Genomic DNA, 22764 nt, shown 5'->3' with positions numbered 1-22764 from the left:
TAGGGTTATTCCCCTTTTAAAACGTCGGCAGTTTGAATGTTTAGAGCGTGCTGTGTTGGCACGATCACGGCAATAAATGCCACTAACAGAGAAAGTAACATGGTGATCGGGAAGACGGGGAGACGCATATCAATACTGGCTTTGAATACCGTTAATCCTAACACTTGTGCTAATAAATAGCCTAAAACAAAGCCAGTCAAAATGGCACAGAGAGTGATGATCAAAATTTCTGTCCCAATTTGTAAAATAATATCACGACGTTTTGCCCCTAAGGCTTTTTGTAAGGCAAATTCCCGACGCCGTTCGCCCACCATCGCAATTAAGGTGGTGTTCACGCAAAGGGTGGCTAAGATTAAAATTACAGCCGAAATAATGCCCATCAACCCTTTGATTTTACTTAATATTTGACCTTCCGAAGCAGACACTTTGCGAATTGGGTGAATCGCAAATTCAGGATACTGTTGCTGTAATTGTGAGGCAAATGCCTCAACTTGTCCTTGATCATTTTTAACTTGCATTAAAACATGATTGGCTTGTTCGGGTTTATTTAGCCACCGTTGGGCAAAATCAAGGCTGACAATAAGCATGTTATCAGTGGCATCGCCAGCTTCTACAATGCCTTTTAAATAAAATAGGTGTTTTTCGCCATTTTGCTTGGTGAGGGTTAATTTGTCTCCAACATTGACATTTAAGCGGGTGGCGAGATTTTTTCCGATCATGGCATTGCGATCATCAAAATTGACACCAATAGAAGCCCCCGTAATTTGCCAATAGGGTGCGAGAGTCCGCATTTCGGAAAACCAAACGCCCATAATAGCGATTTTTTCTAATTCACTGCGGGTAATGCCATAAAGATAAGGGCTGGCGGCGGTGATGAGCTGTGCTGGGGCTTGTTTTAAAATTTGCGTTAATTGGGCTTCAGGCAATAAACCACTGGTATTGGGACCAATATAAAAATTGGCACCAAAGGTGCGTAATTCTTGACTCATTTTCGTATTAATATCGAAATACACCGCTGCCATGGCGGTAACAATGCTTGCCCCGACGGTGAGGGCAGAAAAAATAATGAATACGGCTTGTAAACGTAAGCGTAAAGCTTGAAAAATCAACCGCCAAAACATGGATTGAGTGGGTTTAACGCCCATATAGCACCTCCACAGGATATAAACGTGCGATGCGATGGGCAGGGAACCATGTGCCGATTAAGGCAATGAGCACAGACACCACCAACACGGCAGGCAGAACGATCCATGCAAATGCTAATGGTTTGCCAAACAAGGCGATACCGATAAATTTGGCTAATCCCCAACCCGCTAAACACCCCAATGCCCCACCTAATAAGGCACTGATGGCGGCTTCGCAATAAAACAATAAAACAATTTGCCATTGGTACGCCCCCAGTGCTTTCATTAAGCCAATTTCTTTACTGCGTTCAAGAATGGTGGCACTCATTAAAGAGGCAATACCCATGGCGGCAGCAATAAAGGCGGCTAGCGTGACCACACCAAGTAATAATTGGATTTTTTCAATCACCACCCCTTCTGATGCGGCCACTTGCCAAATCGGGCGAACAATTGCCCCTGAGATGGCTTCTTCCAGTTGGTGGGCAATGGAGGAAACATAGGCGGTGCAGTACCAGCGATCATATTCTTCGGCATTTAAGCCATCCACATTTAATCTGGCTTTGCGTGAAAGGGCATTTTCTGGCACGGTTAATGCAGACACTTTAATGCTTTGAATTTTCCCTTTTAGCCCTAGCAATTGCTGTAATGCGTGTAAAGGTAAAATAATTTGCTGTTCTTCTTGTCCCCCTGTGGCAAGCACACCTTTTAATTCAATCTGCAATTGACGTGTTAATTGCCCTTCTTCATATTGCAATTGAATCTGATCGCCAATTTGCCAATGGGTGGTTTGAGCCAATTGCTTGCCAATTAAGGCTGGCACGGGCGAGGTAAAATCCGTTGGGCTATCGTCCACCCAGTCGCCTTCTACTTGCCAATAAGGGCTAATGATTTTTTGTCCTGTGTGATAATCCGCTTCATCGGGAACGGCAATAGGGCGGTCAAAAAATGTGCCTAAAACAGAAAGGGTTTGTACCGCACTTTGGGGTGTGCTTTGTGCCTGATTTTGCTGTTTTTGCCCTTTCACTTCGGCACTTAACTGCGGTGCAAAGCCCACAATATTGTTACGCCAGAAAATATCTTTTACATTGGGCAATTCTTTTTCATCAAGAAAATCTTGCGAAGATAACGCCGTCGTGCCCATCATTTCATTGGGCAACATGGCTCGACTGGCTGGTTCAATTAAAATATTTGCACCATAAGACTTGAGTTCATGTGCCATTTTATCGCCAATATCAATGGAAACTGCCAGTAAAGCGGAAATTAAACCTGAAGCGAGAAAAATGGTTAAGACCGCTAAAAATTTACGTTTTAATCCAAATCGCCAAGATTGAAATAACATTCGCAACAGCATTTTTATTTCTCCTCTGATTTTAGATAGTGTTCAGGCGAATCTCGGAATAAATTGAGGTTTTGTTCATTAGTAAAGAAATAGGTTTTTCCCTGATAACTGTATTTGTATTCCGTTTTAGTATTGGTTAATGTTTGTTGGTTAACAGGGTCAACCACCTCAATTTCGACAATGGTGGAAAAATAATTTAAGCCTTCTTCTAACTGTTTTTTATTGAGGATGACTTGGGAGTCTGTCTGCTGCCAGTTTTCAATCGGTACAGGATTACAGCCTCCAGGTTTGCCAATTGACGGAGTGAACATTCGCACCCCACAGCCAACACACACCACTTGATCGCCTTCCATCACATAGCCTTGATCGCCACATAAAATGCAGGCATCAAATACCACGGCAAGGCTTAATCGATCAGGAAGTCGATTGATAATAAAGAAACGAACAGCTTTGCCATCATCGGCAATCCAAACAAAGCGGTGTAATTTACCGTCGCTCACTTGATTAATCGGGATGTGAATTTGATTTTGGCTATCTAATTTTACGGGCGTCGCTTGGGATAATTGAGGTGGACGGGAGGCAATGTTATCCCAATAGTATTGACTTGCCATGATCATTGCCACCGCCAATATGCCCCAGTTAAGTAAGCGAGTGGAGGTTAAAAGTGCGGCACGTTTTTTGCGTTTTTCGATCGGTGTCGGGGCGTATGCAACGGCGTGTTTTCTGGCTAAATGCACTTGGAAGAAAAAAAGGATTACGCAAAGTAGCAATAATGCACTGTGCCAATAATTAAAATATTGTGTTAGCCCGCTTACTTTGGCAACGAAACTTAAACGTGGTTTGGTGAGTTCAAGTTGTTGTAATTTCATTAAGCTCAGCATGATCTCGCCACTTAGCGGAATCAGTAGGGCGAGGATGATCAGGCTCATGAGTAGGCGAGAAAGTGCGGTCAATTTTTGTTGCGTTTTGCTTTGTTGCAATAAAAGGCTTAACCATACCACTAAACCTAAACATAAGATTAACCCCAATACGACAGCACTGTTATGTAAAATAAGATCCGTATTGATCACTTCTGTATCGGTCAGTGCTTCAATATTCGGGTCTCGCCCCCAATAAATCCCTGCGATAAACAGCAACACATAATGCCAAGCGGTGGCGAGGGCGTGGTTATGCCAAAATGTGGTGAAATAAAAGAGAATTAGGGCAACAAACACATTCAGATTTAAAGGCAATAAGACCGTTTGTTTAACAGGCAGTTGGTTGATCAAAAGTGCCCCAAGGAAAAAGCACAGCAAGCCTAGCCAAATGAGGCGTTTGGCTTGAATTTGGGTATAGTTTGACCATAAACAACCGAGCAAAATGGCGAAGGGTAAAACACTTTGCAATAAAAAGGTAAAAAAGTAATTCATAGATAGCTCTGAACTTAAGCAATGGCATGGATTTAGCCATCAAATAGACATAAATTGAGGCTAAGAAAAAGGATGTTGGGCGGCTGTCCAACATCCTTGTGGTGTTAATTATTTAACCCTGTGTATTTAAATTCATAATTGACATCAAACGCTTTCCACCAACGTCCGACCCCCGTTTCTTTGTCGGTATGGCGATGCATACCTGCTTTTGGTGGCGGATCAATATGATAGGTTAATTTATAGTTACCTACGCCCATCATTTTAATGTTTGCCCCATAGTGCGGACCATCGCTTGCCACCATTGGCATAAATGTGCCTTCTTGTTTTTGGTTGGTGTCGGTGTTGACCAAGGTATAGTTGATGGTTAAATACGGGATCCATTCACCCTCACCAAACCCATTCATGTTCCCTTTAATCGCATGAATATCCGCTTCAAGGTGAATATCTGAAGCTTTTGCAGATAAGCCCATGCCACGAGGTTCCATGTCGATAGGTTGTAAATAAACGGCGGCAATTTCCATACCATTCATTTCAACCGCTTCGCCAATTGGATATTCTTTAAAGGCAAGAGCGGATGGGGCGGCTAAGATACTGGCAAGTAAGGTGGTTGCCAAAAGCGCTTTTTTCATACTTAATCTCCTTTCATATGGATATATTTTTTGATCAAAGTGGGGTTGCTTTTTGACTTTGGTATTTCAAGTAACACCAAGCAAATACGGCAGCAAGTAATAATATGCCTTGTGGAATTAAGGTTTCCACATAAGGATAAATGCCTAACCATGCAATTTCAGGCACATTGGCGACAAAAGTCGGCTCAAATAATTTACCTTCAATAAGCTCGAGCACACTTTTTCCCGCAAATACAAACGCCATAAAATAAAGCAGTGTGCCAGTGAACATAAAGAACCCTTTGAGAGGGAGTTTCACCACGCTATAACGCATAATGAAATAGCAGACAATGAGGAGCAACGCCCCCACAATAAAGCCTGCGAAAAGTAACAAATAACTGACCGCACTTTGTGCATCGGCAATCAAGGCATAATAGAATAAAACGGTTTCTGCCCCTTCACGATACACGGCTAAAAAGCTAGTAAACCATAAACCGAATAAGGATCCTGTGGTTAAGGCGTGGGACAGTTTGCCTTCTAAATAGGCTTGCCATTGGCGTGCTTCTAATTTTGAGAATAACCAATAACTCATCATGAATAACATCACCACCGCAATGATCATGGTGAAACCTTCTAATAATTCACGGCTTGCACCTGCATTACTAAAGATGAGTTGGAAAAGTGCCGCAGTGATCAAACTGGCAATCAATGCCACATAAACCGATTGACGAATCACAGGCAATTTATCTTGATGTTGATTTTTGACTAAATACGCCACAATGGCGGTCACAATTAATAAGGCTTCTAACCCTTCACGCAGAATAATTAACAAGCTGTAAATAAACATTGACCAATGGGTTTGTTGTTGAGCTTGCAACATTTGTACGGCTTTCTCTAACCCTTGTGCTAAGCCTGTGGCTTGTTGTTGTAGGTTTTCCAATTTCGCATTGGCTTTAATTAAACTCACAAGACGAGTGAAATAGCCTTCAAGTTCTGCTTTAAATTGGCTATCTCGTGAGCCGATATTGTTTTCCATGCCACTGCTCTCAAACACATCAAAATAGGTATCTTGCACCGAAAGCATGGCTTTTTTGTTTTCACCTTGTTGATAAAGTTGAATGGCGTGTTGAATTTGCTGATTAATTTGATCCCGCAGTGCAGACCAATTTTTTTCCTCGACTGGCTCGGTCGCTTCTTTTTTCTGTACGGGTTGAGCAGCTTGAGTATCGGGTAAATTAGGTAATTGTTCTTCAATATCTTGCAATAATTCGGTGATTTGGTAACCCAATTGGTTCAGTTGATCTGGTTTTTCACTTAAACGAATCAGGTCATAAAATTGTTGATTAATACTGGCAGATTGGCTTGCGGAGCGGTGTAAACGAATAGCAATTTCCATTTCGGAATTTTTGTAGCCTTCATATTGTGCTTGTTGCACCAGTTGTTTGGCTTGTGCCAATTTACCTTGTTGATAAGCATGAATTGCTTCGGCAAGGCGGTCATCAATGATTTGGAAACTTTGTTGCCAGTGTGGGGTGATGGCTTGGTGTTGATAGACGTCGTGTTGGGCGGAAGCGTTGAGTTGATGTCCCTGTGTGAGGGCGGGGAGCACCTCTTGAAGATCTTGCTGAAGTGCGGTGATTTTTGCATGAATTTCAGTATAGGGTTTTTGTTCCCCCATCATTTTGCGAATCTCACCAAAACTGGCTTCCATTTGGTAACTTTTTTGGGCTGAAAAGTTAATGCGGATAGGTCCTTCTAAATTTTCAAACACTTCAAAATACGCCATTTGCACTTCTGTTTTGGCATCATCTGTTTGATTTTGTTGATAAAGTTCAGTAGCTTTGTTGAGCCGATTTTCAATATCCTGAACCCATTGTTGATAAGGTGGATTGGCTTGAACATTAGGAAGTGAGAATAAGACAAGTATCAAAAGAATCCATTGTTTCCAAGTAAAATAACGCATAGTCGCCTCTGTTCTAAATGAAATGCATTCGTATCTTGTTGGTTAATTATCCGCCATTCTTTTTTTTTCGCAACAAAAATTTTTGCTAAAAAGGTGAAGGCGGTTTCTTGTGTATTGTCAAAACAAGCAAAATATCGGGTTGTTTTTGCTCAATTTTGTGACTTGTGTCACGAAATTGATATCTTTATTTTCTCTTTTTCACTTTAGTTTACATAATGCAAGAAAGGATAAAATTTATGCAATTGAGAGAGGGGTGTGAATGATGAAAAAGATGTTATTAATGAGCGGTTCAAAATATAAAAACACGGATTATTTGGTTCATTGCTTGCCTTGGTTGAAAACATTTTTGGCTCAGTACGAAGGGGGAACTATTGCCTTTGTACCTTATGCTGGAGTTCGACAAGGGTATGATCGCTATGAACAGCAGGTGCAACAAGCACTTGCCGAGTTAAATATGCAGATTGTGTCTGTTCATCATGGTGAAAAACACCTCGACATTATTGCTCAAGCCGATGTGATTGCAATTGGTGGCGGCAATACTTTTTGTTTATTAAACGGCTTGTATGAGCACCAGCTTTTACGCTTAATTCGCGATAAAGTGATGGCGGGCACGCCTTATTTCGGTTGGAGTGCGGGAGCCAATGTTGCGGGCTGTTCGATTATGACCACCAATGATATGCCGATTATTTATCCGCCGTCTTTCCATGCCTTAGGGTTATTTCCACATCAAATTAATCCGCACTTCATTTCGGGCAAAATGCAAGGGCATCATGGCGAAAGTCGTGAGGAGCGTTTGGCGGAATTTTTAATCCTCAACCCTGAATCCCATGTCTATGCCTTACCTGAAGGCACCGCATTACATATTCAAGGCAATAAGGCGACAGTGTTGGGTGAGCATGATGTATTATGTTTTGGCGAAAATATGTCTGTGGAAACCCTTCCAGCCCAACATATTTTTACTTATTAAGGGCGAAAATGTGGTTAAATTTTGTATTAAAAATCTGCATGTTATCGCTGTTGAAGCCATAAAATAAGATGCAGATTTTTGATTTAACGCTTATAATAACGGCACTTTTTTTGATTTATGGAGAGAGACAATGACAGCACAAAGCGGTGTGTTGCTGGATCACAGTAAAGCAGCAATTTTTTTGGAAGCCAATATCACAGATTTATCCATTATTCCTCAAGCCTGTCGCCAATTCTGCGAAAAACTGACTCAATTACAACAACAATATCCTGATGCAAGATTAGGGGCTGTTGTCGCCTTTGGTGATCGAGTTTGGAAACAACTGGCAGGTCAACAAAGTGCCACAGAATTAAAACCTTTTGTCACTTTAGGCAAAGGGGATTCATCTGCCCCTTCAACACAAAATGATTTCCTGGTTCATATTCAATCTTTGCGTCCAGATGTCAACTTTTCAGTTGCTCAAGCGGCAATGGCGGCATTCGGTTCGGTATTAACGGTACATCAAGAAATTCATGGATTCCGTTGGGTGGAAGAACGGGATTTTACAGGGTTTATTGATGGTACGGAAAATCCGAAAGATGCCAAATTAGCGGAAGTGGCATTAATTGCAGAAGGTGAAGATGTGGGGGGGAGCTATGTGTTTACCCAACGTTATGAGCATAATTTAACCAAATGGGAAAAACTAAGCGTGCAAAAACAAGAAAATGTGATTGGACGCACGAAGCCCGATAGCGTGGAATTAGAGGATAAACCTGACACTTCTCATGTGGGGCGTACGGATTTAAAAGAAAATGGTGTAGGCTTGAAAATTTTACGTCATAGCTTACCTTATGGCACCGCAAGTGGAAAACATGGTTTATTTTTCGTCGCCTATTGTGCCAAACTGTATAATATCGATCAGCAATTATTAAATATGTTCGGTGAAAAAGACGGTAAAACAGACCGTTTATTAGGTTTCACCAAAGCGGTAACAGGGAGCTATTATTTTGCCCCTTCTTTAGAAAAATTAATGAATTTATAAGGATTACCGAGCAGATTGCACGAAAAAACGAACCAAAGAAAAGGTTCGTTTTTTTGTTTTGGCATTCATAAGAAAAGTTGTTTAAAACACACCGCACTTTGATGAACAAATGTGCCTCATTATCGTGATTTATTCATGCTATCGGCAAGGTTTTGCTTATGAATAAGGGCGATTTTTTAGCTCACCCTTGAATTTCAGCCATTTTCTCTCTTTCAATTCTTACCAAGCTTGAGTTCGTTTAGAAAGGAATGGAGGAAAAGAACACCAATAAAATAGGCGGGAAAATATTGGTGATAAACCCAAAACTGATGGCTAAAGGCACCACTTCCACACCGCCACTTTTTTGTATCACGGGTAAGGTGCAATCCAAGGCGGTAGCACCTGAAATCCCCACGGCGGTAGAGCGATAGCGATACATGAAAAGTGGGATCAAAAATAAGCTGACAATTTCTCGGGAGAGATCGTTGAAGAAGGCGATGCTACCAAAAACGGGTCCCCATGCATCATTAATCACCACACTGGATAAGGAATACCAGCCAAACCCTGATGCAATCGCCAAACCTTGAGTTAGGGGTAAATCCAATATGGAAGCGGCAATTAGCCCACCTGATAAGGAGGTGAGGATAAAAATACAGCCTGTAATTAACCCCCGTCGATTAAAAAACACTTGTTTTAATGACACGCCATTATTACGCAATTGTATGCCCACAAAGAAAATTAGGCAGATTAAGACATAAGTGCTTGCCCGATCAGATAAACGCAAAAAAGCGGTGGAAAAATATCCTACAAAAAAACCAATCACTACCATGCTACATAATTTGCTTGAGTCGAGGAGCAATTTCCAACGAGAAGGAATTTCTGTCATGGACATCTGTAAAGGTTTAGGAAATAATCTATCGTAAATCACTAATCCAATGATATTGAGAGATTGAATACTCAGGGCAAAGGTGATGGCTGAAATCGCGATAATTGGTAATTTATTGGCAAGATCGTCTAATTGTCCTAAATTAAATCCCATAATAAACAAAATAATATATAACAAAAACATGACGATATGGTTAATGGGCTTTAATATTTTTGCATTTCGTGTTTTGATTAGATACCCTGCAAATAAGGGGCATAGTACGATCAATAATCCTTCATACATAATAGTCTTCCTTACATCATATAACCTGTTTATTCTAGGTAAGGTGGGAAAAAAAACAAGGGGTAGAGAATGTATTTACGGCATTTAGAAATGGTGGGTTTTCGGGGTATTAATCGATTATCCATTAAATTTCGTCCTGATATGGTGCTCATTGGTGAAAATATGTGGGGGAAATCCAGTTTACTTTCCGCATTGAGTTTGATTTTTAATCCCGAAAAACATCTTTATCAATTTGAATTAGGCGATTTTCATCAGCCACAAGGGGAGCCTGAATCCGTCAAACATATCACGTTGTTATTTAGTTTTTGTGAATATGAAAAAAACGAAGACAGTGCCGATTACAATCGCCCTTATGTGGCACAAAATGTGTTTGTGCATCACCCCGATGGTTATCAACGTTTATATTTGTGTGTAGAAGGGGAGCGTAACGAACACAATGAGGTGTTCACCCACTATTCTTTTTTAGATCAAAATGGTGATCCTATTAAGGTGGAAGGAATTGATGAATTGGTCTTTTCCTTAATTTCTCGCCACCCCGTTTACCGTTTTCGTGATGCACGTTTAAATAGCAGTCCGCATACGCTCAAATTGATTAATATGCCAGAAAACCAACCTGAAGATTCCCTGCAAATGGAAATTCATGCGGTGGTGTTATTATTACGCTATTATTTTTTAAATTGGCGTAGTCATTGTGAGTTAATGCAAGACACCTCGGTGCTGTGGCAACGTGTGCAAAGTTTATGCATAAAATTAAAGCAAGATGAAACTCGTCGTTTAAGCCGAAAGGTGTTTCGGGCATTAGCCTGTTTATTCGTAGGCGGTGAACATGTGCATTTTGGGCGATTTACGCACCCGATCATCTTATTTGAAGACCCCGATGCCCGTTTGCACCCTCGTATGGTGGCGATTACTTGGGAATTTGTCAGTTTTTTGCCCGTGCAACGTATTACTACCACCAATTCTGTGGAGCTGATTTCACAAGTCAATTTAACCTCATTGTGTCGTTTAGTCAGAACGCCATTTCGGACGGAAAGTTTTCAATTACGTCACCGAGATTTAGGTAAAGAAGATTTTCGCCGTTTAAGTTTTCATATTCATCATAATCGCAGCCTCGCCTTATTTTCACGAATGTGGGTGTTAGTGGAAGGGGAAACGGAGGTTTGGATTTTATCGGAATTGGCAAAATTGCTTTCCATCAATTTAGATATGGAAGGTATTCGCATTGTGGAGTTTGCACAATGTGGGTTAAAGCCCCTCATTAAATATGTGCAAGCCATGGGGATTGAGTGGTATGTGCTGGTTGATGGAGATGACGCAGGGCGAAAATACCGAGACATTGCTGCTTCCATGCTAGAGGAGGGAGAGCATATTCGAGACAGGCTCACCATTTTACCTCGCCGAGATATTGAACATTTTTTCTATGCCAGTGGTTTTGCCGATATTTTTATTCGCTTAGCACAATGGAAAATCAATCATAGCCATGTGTTACCTGTCTATAAAATCATTCAGCGAGCAATTCAACGAACATCCAAACCTGATTTGGCATTGGCATTATCCAGTGCGATGGAAAAACAAGGCGTAAAATCTATTCCATTGTTATTTAAACGTTTATTTTCAAAAGTCTTAAGCTTATCGAGGGGATATTAAGGACATCACCTGTGTAAGGCTGGTGTTTTTGTTTTTTCAATAAAGGGGGATTTTTTACGCAAGTGCCTTTGAGGTGGTTTGTGATAAGCAAAACATGTTAGAAATGCACCGCACTTTTTTTGCTTTTTTCCCACTTCTTGCTTTTTTCCCCATATTTTGTTCATCTTCTTGTTCATTACACTTTTTTCATCATACCAAAAAAGCAAAAGGGCAACCTGAGGGTTGCCCTTGATTTTCGAGAGGTAAACTTAGATTTTACACGCACCGCCCGCACAAGCATCATCGATGTCTTCTTGACCATCGTCTGCCCCATCACGGGTATTTTGATAATATAACGTTTTTAAACCATATTTATAGGCGGTTAATAAATCACCCAGTAAGCGTTTCATTGGGACTTTACCGTCTTCAAAACGTTGTGGATCGTAGTTGGTATTGGCAGAAATGGATTGATCCACGAATTTTTGCATGATACCCACTAAATGTAAGTAACCGTCATTATTTGGTAAATTCCATAATAATTCATAGCTATCGCCCAAGGTTTCATATTCAGGCACCACTTGTTTTAAAATCCCGTCTTTTGAGGCTTTCACACTCACATGACCTCGTGGTGGTTCGATCCCATTAGTGGCATTGGAAATTTGTGAAGAGGTTTCCGATGGCATTAATGCGGTTAAGGTCGAGTTACGTAAGCCAAATTCTTGAATCTCTTTTCGTAATGTTTCCCAATCATAATGCAAAGGTTCTTGTGTTAAGGTATCAATATCTTTTTTGTAGGTATCAATCGGTAAAATCCCTTTGGCATAAGTGGTTTCATTGAAATATTCACAAGGCCCTTTTTCTTTCGCAAGATTCATGGACGCTTTCAATAAGTAATATTGAATGGCTTCAAAGGTACGATGGGTTAAATCATTGGCACTTCCATCAGAATAACGCACGCCATTTTTCGCTAAATAATAGGCGTAGTTAATCACCCCAATGCCTAATGAACGGCGAGCTAACGAGCTACGTTTTGCCGCAGGAACAGGGTAGTCTTGGTAATCTAACAGGGCATCTAAGGCACGCACAGCCAGATCCGCCAATTCTTCTAATTCGTCTAGGTTCTCTAATGTCCCCAAGTTAAAGGCAGACAGTGTACAGAGGGCAATTTCCCCGTTTTCGTCATGGAAATGCTGTAATGGTTTAGTCGGTAATGCAATCTCTAAACACAGGTTAGATTGACGAACAGGGGCAACCGTAGGGTCAAACGGAGAATGCGTGTTACAGTGGTCGACGTTTTGAATATAAATTCGACCTGTTGAAGCACGTTCTTGCATTAATAAGGAGAATAATTCTACCGCTTTGACCGCACGTTTACGGATTGCAGGATCTTGTTCATATCTTAAATAAAGTTCTTCAAATTTTGCTTGGTCAGCAAAGAAGGCTTCATAAAGCCCAGGGACATCCGAAGGGCTAAATAGGGTGATGTCGCCGCCTTTAATTAAGCGTTGGTACATTAATTTGTTTAATTGCACCCCGTAATCCATATGGCGTACACGATTGTCTTCCACCCCACGGTTATTTTTTAACACCAATAAGCTTTCCGCTTCTAAGTGCCATATTGGGTAGAACACCGTTGCCGCACCGCCTCGCACGCCACCTTGCGAGCAAGATTTCACTGCTGTTTGAAAATATTTATAAAACGGAATACAGCCTGTATGGAAGGCTTCACCACCACGAATTTGGCTACCTAAAGCACGAATTGCCCCTGCATTTACCCCAATACCAGCACGTTGGGACACATATTTCACAATGGCAGAGGCAGTGGCATTAATGGAATCTAAACTATCGCCACATTCAATTAACACACAAGAGCTAAATTGGCGAGTCGGTGTACGTACGCCCGCCATGATTGGTGTTGGTAATGAAATTTTGAATGTTGAAGTCGCATCATAAAAACGACGAATATAATCTAAACGGGTTTCTTGTGGGTATTTGCAAAACAAACTTGCTGCCACTAAGAGATATAAAAACTGTGCAGACTCATAAATTTCGCCTGTAACACGGTTTTGCACTAAATATTTGCCTTCTAATTGCTTCACGGCAGCATAAGAGAAGGTCATATCACGCCAGTGATCAAGAAAACCGTCCATTTCGTCCCATTCTTCACGGGTATAATCTGTCAATAATGTCGCATCGTATTTTCCCATACGAACTAATTTTTTGACATGCTCGTAAAGACGAGGTGGTTCAAACTGACCATAGGCTTTTTTACGCAAATGAAAAACAGCAAGACGTGCCGCTAGATATTGATAATCAGGACTTTCTTTGCTGATTAAGTCTGCCGCTGCTTTGATGATGGTCTCGTGGATATCTGAGGTCCGAATGCCTTCATAAAATTGAATGTGTGAACGTAATTCTACTTGTGAGACCGAAACGTTTTCTAACCCTTCAGCAGCCCAAGTAATCACTCGGTGAATTTTATCAAGATCAATTGGCTCAAGATGCCCGTCACGTTTGGTGACCATCAATGCTTTATTCATTATTGCAGACCCGTAAATAGATAATAGATTATATGAAACACAATATATAGTGTTGCTTTGAAAAGATGGCTACAAGATAAAGGATAATCTGGAAAATTCAAGTTTTAAATTTAGCCCCTTATCCTTGACAGTAAATAACTTATTTATAATTAAGTAAAAATTTTTAACTGGTTGGATTTGAATTATTAAAAATTGTCCATTGTGCAAGGTTTCCGTTGCGTTCTCTTGCTATGCAAAGTGCGGTGCATTTTTCTTGTTTTTCAAGGAAATTTTTGATTTTAGACCGCACTTTACTTAACACAGTATAACAGGATCATTTACGCGAATGATTCCCGTGTTCTGTGGAATCAAATTAATGCCAAATAAGGGCTTACCTTGATCATTGGTGTTGATTTTTTTCAGGGTGCGAAATGGCTCCATTTTAGGATCCATTTGAGCATTATCAGGATGTCTTGTGGTGAGCACACAACGTTCGCACGGTCGACTATGCACAAAAACCACTTCACCAATTTGGATTTTTTGCCATTGTTGTTCAATAAACGGCACATCGCCATCAAGGACAATATTGGGGCGAAATTGCCTCATGTTAATCGGCTGTTCACAATGTTGTTGTAAGGCATTTAATGAGGCATGAGTGGTTAATAAAATAGGATAACCATCAGCAAAAGAAACAGGATTGTTGAGATGATTTTTAATATGACGGGCAGATTGTTGACCTAGCCAACGAAGTTGTACAGGACGTCCTATTTTTTCACTAAACCATTGATTGATTTCTGGTTTTGCCACCCAAGATGGAAAATGGTTACCCCATACTTCACAAGAATGTTGCTGCAGAAAATCAGGATAATAAATGTGTAACGTGGATCCATCTTGATGATGAACCGCTATTCCCATACTAAGGGGAAAGGTTGAAAAGGCAAACAGTGCAGGGTCTTTGCGTGCCGTAATAAAGGTGCCGTTAGGTTCGGTGAGCATAAACTCCCGATCAAAATTTAAACCTTGTAATTGCACCATGGCTTGAGAAACTTGGTAGGCTTGTGTGGATTTTATTGGATAGAGATAAAGCTGTTGAATGTGCATATTATTCCTTATAAATGGCATTATAAAGTCCGCTTTCAAATTGAACCAATGGGGCTCGTTTGGTTTTGCTCTCAAAGTCGCCTGTTGAGTAACCATTGATAAACTGTACAAACGCAATGGTTTCACCTCGAGCATTGGTTATAAAACCTGCCAGATTATATACCCCTTTTAATGCTCCTGTTTTAGCAATGACATTTTTGACAAGTGGCGGTTGAATTAACGAACCTCGTCCACTCAAAGTTCCGTCCACGCCAGCGATAGGGAAACTGTCCATTAACTGCAATTGTGCCTCGTGCTTGGCAATGTATTCCAATACTTGCAATAACGTGTGTGGGGCAAGCAAATTATGACGAGAAAGCCCCGAACCATCAGCAATAATGCTATTGCCAAATTGAATGCCAGCTTTATTGCGTAAAATCTGTCGCATGGCTTGGCTGCCTAACTGAAAAGAAGCTGGGCGTTGGTAATAATGAAACGCAATACTACGAAAGAGGGCATCTGCAATTTGATTATCGGATTTTTTCATCATTTTTTTGATTAAATCAGGCAAAGGTTTAGAAAAATGTTGAGCCAATACTTGCCCTTTTTGTTGGCTATGCGGTGTGTGGACTTGACCATTAAATTCAATGCCTAAGCGTTTTAATTGCCGCTGAATTAACGCCGCACCGTAAGCACTGGGATCTTGCACGGCAAAACTTAACCCAAAGGGCTTATTTTGGCGAGCTAAACAGCCTTTTATTTGATAGCGGTTATTGTCTTTCACAATGGCATCAAGTTGACAATAAGGGGCTTCTTGCGGACTAGCCACATAAAGTTGCCCAAACACTTGCACGGGATATTGGGCAGGAATATGGATTTTCACGCTTTCGCCTATGTTTTGGTTGGCATCTAGATCCACATAAAAACAGTTATTGTCAATATTGACAGCAGCGGGCGGTGCATTAAAGCACATGGTTAAATCATTCCAAATCCAACCTAACCCACGATCATGCCCACTAAAAACGGCTGTATCTAAAATTAAATCGCCACTGATTTTAGTGATTTTTTGCTGTTTTAATTGGGCAAGTAAGTGCGACAGTTGCCCACTGGTTAAATCAGGATCCCCAGTAAAGCGAACAATCAGATCCCCTTTTAAGGTATTGCCTTGCACTTTTCCATTGGTCAGTAAACTGGTTTCAAAGTGGAAATCATCGCCAAGGGCTAATTTGGCGGTGAGTGCGGTGAGAACTTTCTGTGTACTTGCAGGTAACATGAAGGTATTGGCTTGATATTGGGCAATCAATTTATTTTGCGACAAATTCTTTGCGATCATGCCCATGCTTGTCCCCTCTGGCAATAAGGGCTGTAAAGCAGCGACATCCACCTCTGCTTGAACTGAAGATGAGAACAAGGTGCAATAAGTGAATGGCATAACCAAAGCGAGCGTACGCAAGGCGGATACCATGCGTGAAAAAGAGGCTGATTTATACATAATGAGTTTGGAGGTTGCTATTTTTTTTTAGACGAACAATAATAGTCTCTGATTATGAGAGAGTAAATCCTTTTCTCACCCAACAAACATTTTAATTTGAGACTTCGACATCGTTTTTGACGATGTCGGGGTTTTGTTTTATCTATAAAGGAAGAAAGAAGCACTTATGAAACAAATTCCAATGACTGTACGTGGTGCAGAACAACTACGTCAAGAACTTGATTTTTTAAAAAATACTCGTCGTCCCGAAATCATTAAAGCCATTGCGGAAGCCCGTGAGCATGGGGATTTAAAAGAAAATGCGGAATATCATGCGGCACGTGAACAGCAAGGATTCTGTGAAGGACGCATTCAAGAAATTGAGGGCAAATTATCAAATTGCCAAGTCATTGATGTGACCAAAATGCCAAATAACGGCAAAGTGATTTTTGGTGCCACCGTGATTTTGTTAAATGTGGATAGCGAAGAAGAAGTCAAATACCAAATTGTCGGGGATGATGAAGCGAACATTAAAGAAGGCTTAATTTCCGTCAATTCCCCGATTGCCCGTGGTTTAATTGGCAAAGAGGTGGATGATCTGGTGGCGATTCAAACACCAGGCGGAAAAGTAGAGTTTGAAATTATTGAAGTGGAGTATATTTAAACTTGCTTTTTTAATGTAATGTGAAGAAGACACCTGCTGAATTAAGCAGGTGTTTTTTATTTGTCATTTCTTCTTTCTTTTTATTTAAACGAAACCCTTAAGCGTGAATTTCCTTGTGAAAGTGCGGTAGATTTTACAAAAGTTTTGGTGCTGTCCTAGATAATTAACTTAAACTCCTCCTTAACCCTTTATGTTTATTAGGAAAATAACCTTTTTCATGACATTTATCAGAACGCTCATTTAAATAATCCTGATGCTTTAAATACCAATAATGTAAACGGCGATAAAATTCGTTTTTTCGGCTATCTTTAAGCGTTTTAATAATATTCATCACGTTCTGTACTCACAATTTGACCATAAACACTTTCTCACTTGAGCCTAAAACACCCAACTCTCGCCCAAAGAAAGTGGTATTTATAGCGTTGAATATTGTTTTTCAATCCGTGTCTATGGATAACAGTATTTTGGCAGTAAGGGCAATTTTTTTGTCCATTACACCGATAAAATATATGGTTAGTTAATAAGTAGGGTAGTTTCGAGATGATTCGGTGTTATCAATCTTAGGCGACAAGGGGTCACTTTATTCCCAAAAAGTGCAAAATTTAGAGAGAGTGACCTCTTGTTGTGAAGAAAAAGAGTAAGCCACTCGTTATAAACGAGCGGCATCGGGGGGAATGGTTTGCCCGAGAGTGAAATCCACTCGCTGTTCAACGATGTGACTGCTTAATACATCGATGGGGTCGCCACGAACGATTTTATCTTTGGCTGGGGTAAAGCGGTGGATGCCTTCGTTTATTAAGAATGAAGATTTCATTATATTTTTGATGTTTTTTGCCAGCTATCATATCGTTTTGCTATAATATTCTTAACTTCACTATATTTATCCCAAGAGTTAGGCTCTAAAAAAATACTATCTTTATTAGGATCTGATAAATCTACATAATCATCAAAGTATTTATCAGAAGAATAATAAAATTCTGCAAACTTATTAGCAGTATCATTCAGATCATCAGATGATATTTTGTTATCACAACACTTAATAATGAAATCCACACCTGTAATTTCCCTATTTTTTAATAAATTAATTTCATTATGAAATTTTGATGCTAATAAATCACTTTCTAAATTACTATCTATAACCCAAGTTATAAAAAAACCCATATGTATAAGGGCGCATTTTTCATCTAACCCTAATGGGAAATCATCATTCAAGTGCCATTTTTGATCGTCATATTTCATAGATTTACCTTCTTACTTCAGTTTTAATTTTGATTTTTCCTTTTTTTAAGAAATCTGGTGCATTTTTTCCTATGAACTCCCCTCCCTCTGTTTCCATTAAATTATCTTTTTTTATTGTATCTTTAGATAATTGTTCTTTTGATATTGAAAATTTATGTATTGTTTTTTTTAGAAAATTTATTTTTGATTTTAGTCGTGATATTTGCTCCAACATAAGCCCAACGCATTGCGATGGATTTTCCTGCTTGCGTAATAGCTTTTCCAATGCCTTTGTTAAAAACAACGGTCTTATGATTTTTTATAATGCACTAAATCATAAGGATAATATTGTTGGTCTTTTAGAATACTATCGTCTAAACCTAGTATTTTTACTAATGCACCGCTTTCAAAAGACCAATAGCCAATATAATTAGATTTGTTAATTTTATGAATATCATACCACCCACAATCTTTATGCCCTTTATACCAAAGATTATCTAAATAATATTTTAATTTAAATGATGCTTTTGATTTATCAGATTTTGCCAGTTCAAAAATTTCTTTTATAAAAATATAAGGTTTTGGAAAGGTGAAGCTTTCATTAATGCTCCAGTCTTTATCATAATATGACACTAGAGCATCTATTAAGAAATCTTTTGGGTTAGCTTTTTTTACCATTTCGATGATTTTATCTACTATTTTTTTATCTGCGTTCAACATAATTGCTATAGATAAAAAGCGGATGATTTGGACATATCCATAGGATAATTTCCACGATGCTAGAAATGAATCTGTTTCTTTGAAGAATGCTTTTTTAAATTGTTCCACTGGGTATCCTGCGGAATACATCGCAATAGACAAATCTTCTTGATAAGTAGCTATATCCTTTGTGATATATTGAATGATATCTAAATTTTCTCTAGGGTTTCTATAAATTCCTTTTTTATTATCATCTAATAGCAAAAAAATATCTTGTTTCCAATCATTTATGCATTCTAAGTTGAAGTTAATTATTTCATTGTAGCTATCTAATGTATTTAAATTATCTCTAAGCATAATTATCACCTATGGCCAACTGTTAATTATTTTACCATTGGAGTCTAATCTAAAATTAGAAACCTGTCCTTTTTCATTAATTTTACGCAACACTTTCTCATAATTCCCTCTTTGAATAGCTTCGGTAATTTCTCGCAATGTTTTTCTATCTTTTATTTGACTTTGTAATCTTCCACTACTATTTATCCAAGAGTCTGACATTTGAGGGCCATCTTTAGTTTTAGGATTTAACTTAGATGTTCCATATTTAGCTTCATTAAAAACATAAATCGGAGGTGGGGTTTTATTCTTATAAATCCCATCAATGCCTCGTCTTATTGGGTCATTTAGAGTGTTAGGTATAGGATTTCCAATCCTCTCCAAGTTATCGTTTCTAGGCGGATTTCCAACATTATTTCTCGGTATCAGCATATTTCTAGCTGAATTTATTTCCCCAAAATTGGCTTTCTGTACATTATTAGCTGTTTTAGGATTAAAGGCTTTTATGGGGTCTCTAGCAAATTTCTGCCTAAATCGAAAAACCGATTTTCGGTATATATGTTTAGCTCGACCAACAATCGCAGCTCCAACATAAGCCCCACGCATTGCGATGGATTTTCCTGCTTGTGTAATGGCTTTTCCAATGCCTTTACTTAATAAAGCTGTCGGTGGAGCCATAGATTCTACGGCAAAAAATAACGCCTGTTGAGCCCCAGTAAACTCAGACTTCATTTCTAAATAGGTGGCTTGCCCAGAACCGATAAAGACATTAGGAGAGCCTTCAGCGATAGTTGCACTGCATTCGGTTTTATCGCCTTTACGGGCAACGGCTTTATGTATGGACAAAGACGGTTTCGCTGCCTTGTGCAATTTTTTGTTCGGGGGAGTGTCTTGTACAGGCAACGCTTAATGCTAAATCCACCATCGCTAAGGGCTTGCTGTGAAGAGAAGGAGTAAGCCACTCGTTATAAACGAGCGGCATCGTGGGCGTATTTTCAAAACTCAGCCTAAAATATACCGCACTTTTTAATTACAAGTGGTCAGCTTTTATTAAGAACTTGTAAGAAATAATAAAAATATGACTGCTTGAACATTTCGAAATAAATGGATTTTTAAAGAGCGAAGTTAGTGATTATGTGGATATAAGTGCTAGCAGAAGATTAAGATAATTCAACTTTGTTAAACTCTTCAAAAATAAATCCGTTAAGTTGGTTATCTTCAACTATTTTTTTAAACCTTTCGGTCACAAAAATTTCAGAAATACTTTCATCTATACAAAATAGATCGTCAATAGGAAGTTTCTCTTTGTGTAAGACAAATTTATATATTCTAAATCCGTTTGGATATCTATCATATTCTGATTTATTTAAATCTAAAACACCCGAGTATGATTTTACAGGGTAGAATCCTAAAAACTTTTTTTTCTTACTTTGTGTAATGATATCTAAAATTTGTCCTGATTTTAATATATCACCGAAAACATTAATTGCTTTTTCACTAAAAACACAAAATGGTAATAAACTACTACTAAAATCAAACTGATAATTTTTCTTACCATTTTCGTTTGATGTTAAGACTAAAGAAATAGGCTGGTATTTTAAAAATGGATTCCATTTTTGTTTCATTGATTTTCCGATAATACTTTCATCCGTATAATCTAAATCTTCAATAAATGAACTATTATCAGTTGGATTTCCACGCAGTTTATATATTTTCATAGTAACTCCCTTAATTTACGTTAGTATTGTTTTCCAAGATTCATTTCTAGGAACTCTTTGTAATATATCTCTAATGATATTTAATTCTTTTAGAACCCCCGATTTGCCATTTATAACATCAGCTTCAGATATACGCTTATTAATTGCATCAATATATTCATTAGGATGTCTGCCATTGTGTAATACTTCATTTATAGTAGAGTTATAATCAATCTTATGTTTATCTAATATCTTTCTCGCTGGTTCTGCACTAACTGCTCCTTCAGGAATTATATTATGTGCTACTGAGTGTTTTGGTCTCACTATGCCAGCATTTTCCATGGCTTTGTTCAGTTGGCAACTGGATAAGTCAAACGGATCAATCCACCCAATAGGATTGTGAGTATATGAATCGGGTCACTCGAAATATAATTCCCACTTTCTGGGCCGTAATAACAGAAGCGGTTATAGGCTAATCCACTTTCTGTGGTCGGAGTATTGTCCTATTCCCAAAAAGTGCAAAATTTAGAGAGAGTGACCGCTTGTTGTGAAGAAAAAGAGTAAGCCACTCGTTATAAACGAGTGGCATCGGGGGGGCAATATAATTTCCTGAAGCCCAACAATAACAGCATCATTAAATAACCATTTTTTCATAAATTATCCTCTTTATCAGACTTTAGTCTATTTTCTTTATGTGATAAGACTTGTGTATTACTGTAGCTATTTGAGCCACCTTTACTTCTCGCTTTTATATGATCTATTTTCCTGCTTGCATAACTGCATTTTCCAATGCCTTTGTTAAAAACAAAAGTCTTATGATTTTTTATAATGCACTAAATCATAAGGATAATATTGTTGGTCTTTTAGAATGCTATCGTCTAAACCTAATATTTTTACTAATGCACCGCTTTCAAAAGACCAATAGCCACAATGCGTGCCATGAGGGGGTTTGTGAGTTTCTTGGATTAGGTCTTGGCGTTTTAGAGCGGGAAACCAATTTTTTTGTAAATAGGATTTTAATTTTTTAACCGCTTTAGCTTTATCTATTTTTGATAATTCAATGACTTCTTTCAATAAAGAATAAGGTTTAGCAATCATAAAATCAGGATAAATCTTATGTTCAAGATTATTCTGTTTAAAAAGAAAATCCAATAAAAAATCCTTAATTTGAAACTTATCTTTTTTATTCTGTTGATTAAATAGATCAAATAGTGTTCTCTGCTCATTTTTTAAATCTAAAATAATTGCTATTGAAAGTATATTTAACATTGTGGTATACCCACCTGTGTGCTTCCATATCTCATACATAATTTCTAGTACTTTCTTGTATTCAAGATTAAAAGTATCTATATCATAGCCTGACGAGTAGGTGGCGAGCATAATATCTTCTTGATACATTAAAATAGCTCGTTTGGTACTTTCAATAATATCTTTATTAGGGTTTGGATAACGTTGAATACCATTGTGTTCATCGTATTCCAAAGCCAAAATATTTGTTCGAAATTCAGCTATTGTTTTTTTATTGAAAGTAATCATTTTGTTATAATTCTCAAATGTGTTTAACTTATCTCTAAGTTTCATTTGCTTTTCCTTTTTTTACGTTTACGGCCATATACCAATCTTATTCGCATATTTATCTAGTCGGTAGGTCATGACATTTCCTGCACTATCGATTTTACTGAGTACTCTATCAACATTACCATTATATAATTCTTTGATGATCTCTACTTTAGTTCTTGGGGCTAAATGTTCTAGGCGGATTTCCAACATTATTTCTCGGTATCAGCATATTTTTAGCTGAATTTATTTCCTCGAAATTGGCTTGCTGTACATTATCCAACAAATGTGCAGGGTGTTCGTCTAACTTAATGACTTC

21 protein-coding genes are annotated in these 22764 nt (G+C 38.7%); 4 read left to right on the top strand and 17 right to left on the bottom strand.

Going from position 1 to position 22764, the window contains the following annotated elements; all coding sequences use genetic code 11:
• Nucleotides 1-5: 5 nt before the first annotated feature.
• The 5 genes from ACPEEM_RS04830 to ACPEEM_RS04810 all read right to left on the bottom strand — a co-directional run bounded on the left by ACPEEM_RS04830 (nucleotide 6) and on the right by ACPEEM_RS04810 (nucleotide 6443).
• The gene (locus tag ACPEEM_RS04830; protein WP_424406110.1) at nucleotides 6-1121 is read right to left on the bottom strand and encodes an ABC transporter permease; all 1116 of its coding nucleotides are present in this window, start codon (nucleotides 1119-1121) and stop codon (nucleotides 6-8) included.
• Between the two features lie 13 nt (nucleotides 1122-1134).
• Complete coding sequence (locus ACPEEM_RS04825; protein ID WP_424405719.1) at nucleotides 1135-2475, bottom strand: ABC transporter permease; 1341 nt, start codon at nucleotides 2473-2475, stop codon at nucleotides 1135-1137.
• 2 nt (nucleotides 2476-2477) lie between these two features.
• Nucleotides 2478-3872, bottom strand: a complete 1395-nt coding sequence (locus tag ACPEEM_RS04820) for a Fe-S-containing protein (RefSeq protein WP_424407974.1) — start codon at nucleotides 3870-3872, stop codon at nucleotides 2478-2480.
• Between the two features lie 104 nt (nucleotides 3873-3976).
• On the bottom strand, nucleotides 3977-4501 hold the full coding sequence (locus ACPEEM_RS04815; RefSeq protein WP_424407972.1) for an iron transporter: 525 nt from the start codon (nucleotides 4499-4501) through the stop codon (nucleotides 3977-3979).
• A gap of 34 nt (nucleotides 4502-4535) precedes the next feature.
• Entirely contained in the window at nucleotides 4536-6443 is a 1908-nt protein-coding gene (locus ACPEEM_RS04810) for an FTR1 family iron permease (RefSeq protein ID WP_424407970.1), read from the bottom strand.
• Nucleotides 6444-6705: 262 nt separating this feature from the next.
• On the opposite strand from ACPEEM_RS04810, the gene pepE reads away from it, so the two are divergent.
• Both pepE and ACPEEM_RS04800 read left to right on the top strand, forming a co-directional pair.
• A complete protein-coding gene (gene pepE / locus ACPEEM_RS04805) occupies nucleotides 6706-7410 on the top strand; it encodes a dipeptidase PepE (protein WP_424403990.1) in 705 nt (234 codons plus the stop codon).
• A 130-nt stretch (nucleotides 7411-7540) separates the two neighbouring features.
• Nucleotides 7541-8431 carry a Dyp-type peroxidase gene (locus ACPEEM_RS04800; RefSeq protein ID WP_424405725.1) on the top strand — a complete coding sequence of 297 codons (891 nt, stop codon included), beginning with the start codon at nucleotides 7541-7543 and terminating at the stop codon, nucleotides 8429-8431.
• A gap of 238 nt (nucleotides 8432-8669) precedes the next feature.
• On the opposite strand, the gene ACPEEM_RS04795 is transcribed toward ACPEEM_RS04800, so the two are convergent.
• Entirely contained in the window at nucleotides 8670-9578 is a 909-nt protein-coding gene (locus tag ACPEEM_RS04795) for a lysine exporter LysO family protein (protein ID WP_424402979.1), read from the bottom strand.
• Between the two features lie 69 nt (nucleotides 9579-9647).
• Between ACPEEM_RS04795 and ACPEEM_RS04790 the strand changes: the two genes are divergently transcribed.
• Nucleotides 9648-11225: a DUF2813 domain-containing protein gene (locus ACPEEM_RS04790; protein WP_424407968.1), complete on the top strand. Its 1578-nt coding sequence runs from the start codon at nucleotides 9648-9650 to the stop codon at nucleotides 11223-11225.
• Between the two features lie 248 nt (nucleotides 11226-11473).
• Here ACPEEM_RS04790 and nrdA read toward each other — a convergent pair whose 3' ends face one another.
• The 3 genes from nrdA to dacB all read right to left on the bottom strand — a co-directional run bounded on the left by nrdA (nucleotide 11474) and on the right by dacB (nucleotide 16268).
• Entirely contained in the window at nucleotides 11474-13744 is a 2271-nt protein-coding gene (gene nrdA, locus ACPEEM_RS04785; protein ID WP_424402983.1) for a class 1a ribonucleoside-diphosphate reductase subunit alpha, read from the bottom strand.
• Nucleotides 13745-14038: 294 nt separating this feature from the next.
• On the bottom strand, nucleotides 14039-14824 hold the full coding sequence (locus tag ACPEEM_RS04780; RefSeq protein WP_424405729.1) for an MOSC domain-containing protein: 786 nt from the start codon (nucleotides 14822-14824) through the stop codon (nucleotides 14039-14041).
• A gap of 1 nt (nucleotide 14825) precedes the next feature.
• Nucleotides 14826-16268, bottom strand: a complete 1443-nt coding sequence (gene dacB, locus ACPEEM_RS04775) for a serine-type D-Ala-D-Ala carboxypeptidase (protein WP_424408225.1) — start codon at nucleotides 16266-16268, stop codon at nucleotides 14826-14828.
• 193 nt (nucleotides 16269-16461) lie between these two features.
• On the opposite strand from dacB, the gene greA reads away from it, so the two are divergent.
• On the top strand, nucleotides 16462-16938 hold the full coding sequence (gene greA, locus ACPEEM_RS04770) for a transcription elongation factor GreA (protein WP_424402989.1): 477 nt from the start codon (nucleotides 16462-16464) through the stop codon (nucleotides 16936-16938).
• Between the two features lie 649 nt (nucleotides 16939-17587).
• On the opposite strand, the gene ACPEEM_RS04765 is transcribed toward greA, so the two are convergent.
• From ACPEEM_RS04765 to ACPEEM_RS04730, 8 genes are all read right to left on the bottom strand, one after another.
• The gene (locus ACPEEM_RS04765) at nucleotides 17588-17752 is read right to left on the bottom strand and encodes a hypothetical protein (RefSeq protein ID WP_424407967.1); all 165 of its coding nucleotides are present in this window, start codon (nucleotides 17750-17752) and stop codon (nucleotides 17588-17590) included.
• Entirely contained in the window at nucleotides 17752-18177 is a 426-nt protein-coding gene (locus tag ACPEEM_RS04760; protein WP_424402550.1) for a hypothetical protein, read from the bottom strand. Before ACPEEM_RS04760 ends, ACPEEM_RS04765 begins: the two co-directional genes overlap by 1 nt.
• 4 nt (nucleotides 18178-18181) lie before the next feature.
• Nucleotides 18182-18442, bottom strand: coding sequence for a hypothetical protein (locus tag ACPEEM_RS04755; RefSeq protein WP_424407965.1), 261 nt, complete (start codon nucleotides 18440-18442; stop codon nucleotides 18182-18184).
• A gap of 23 nt (nucleotides 18443-18465) precedes the next feature.
• The gene (locus ACPEEM_RS04750; protein ID WP_424407963.1) at nucleotides 18466-19212 is read right to left on the bottom strand and encodes a PoNe immunity protein domain-containing protein; all 747 of its coding nucleotides are present in this window, start codon (nucleotides 19210-19212) and stop codon (nucleotides 18466-18468) included.
• A gap of 9 nt (nucleotides 19213-19221) precedes the next feature.
• On the bottom strand, nucleotides 19222-20094 hold the full coding sequence (locus ACPEEM_RS04745) for a hypothetical protein (protein ID WP_424407961.1): 873 nt from the start codon (nucleotides 20092-20094) through the stop codon (nucleotides 19222-19224).
• A gap of 257 nt (nucleotides 20095-20351) precedes the next feature.
• Nucleotides 20352-20909: a hypothetical protein gene (locus tag ACPEEM_RS04740; protein WP_424407959.1), complete on the bottom strand. Its 558-nt coding sequence runs from the start codon at nucleotides 20907-20909 to the stop codon at nucleotides 20352-20354.
• 15 nt (nucleotides 20910-20924) lie between these two features.
• The gene (locus ACPEEM_RS04735) at nucleotides 20925-21230 is read right to left on the bottom strand and encodes an AHH domain-containing protein (RefSeq protein ID WP_424407957.1); all 306 of its coding nucleotides are present in this window, start codon (nucleotides 21228-21230) and stop codon (nucleotides 20925-20927) included.
• Nucleotides 21231-21701: 471 nt separating this feature from the next.
• Nucleotides 21702-22469: a PoNe immunity protein domain-containing protein gene (locus ACPEEM_RS04730; protein ID WP_424407955.1), complete on the bottom strand. Its 768-nt coding sequence runs from the start codon at nucleotides 22467-22469 to the stop codon at nucleotides 21702-21704.
• Nucleotides 22470-22764 lie beyond the last annotated feature (295 nt).

The sequence above is a fragment of the Pasteurella pantherarum genome (assembly GCF_049670885.1).
Classification (GTDB): domain Bacteria; phylum Pseudomonadota; class Gammaproteobacteria; order Enterobacterales; family Pasteurellaceae; genus Pasteurella.
Note: the sequence above shows the minus strand (reverse complement) of the source record. Positions and strands in the feature narration are given on the sequence as shown.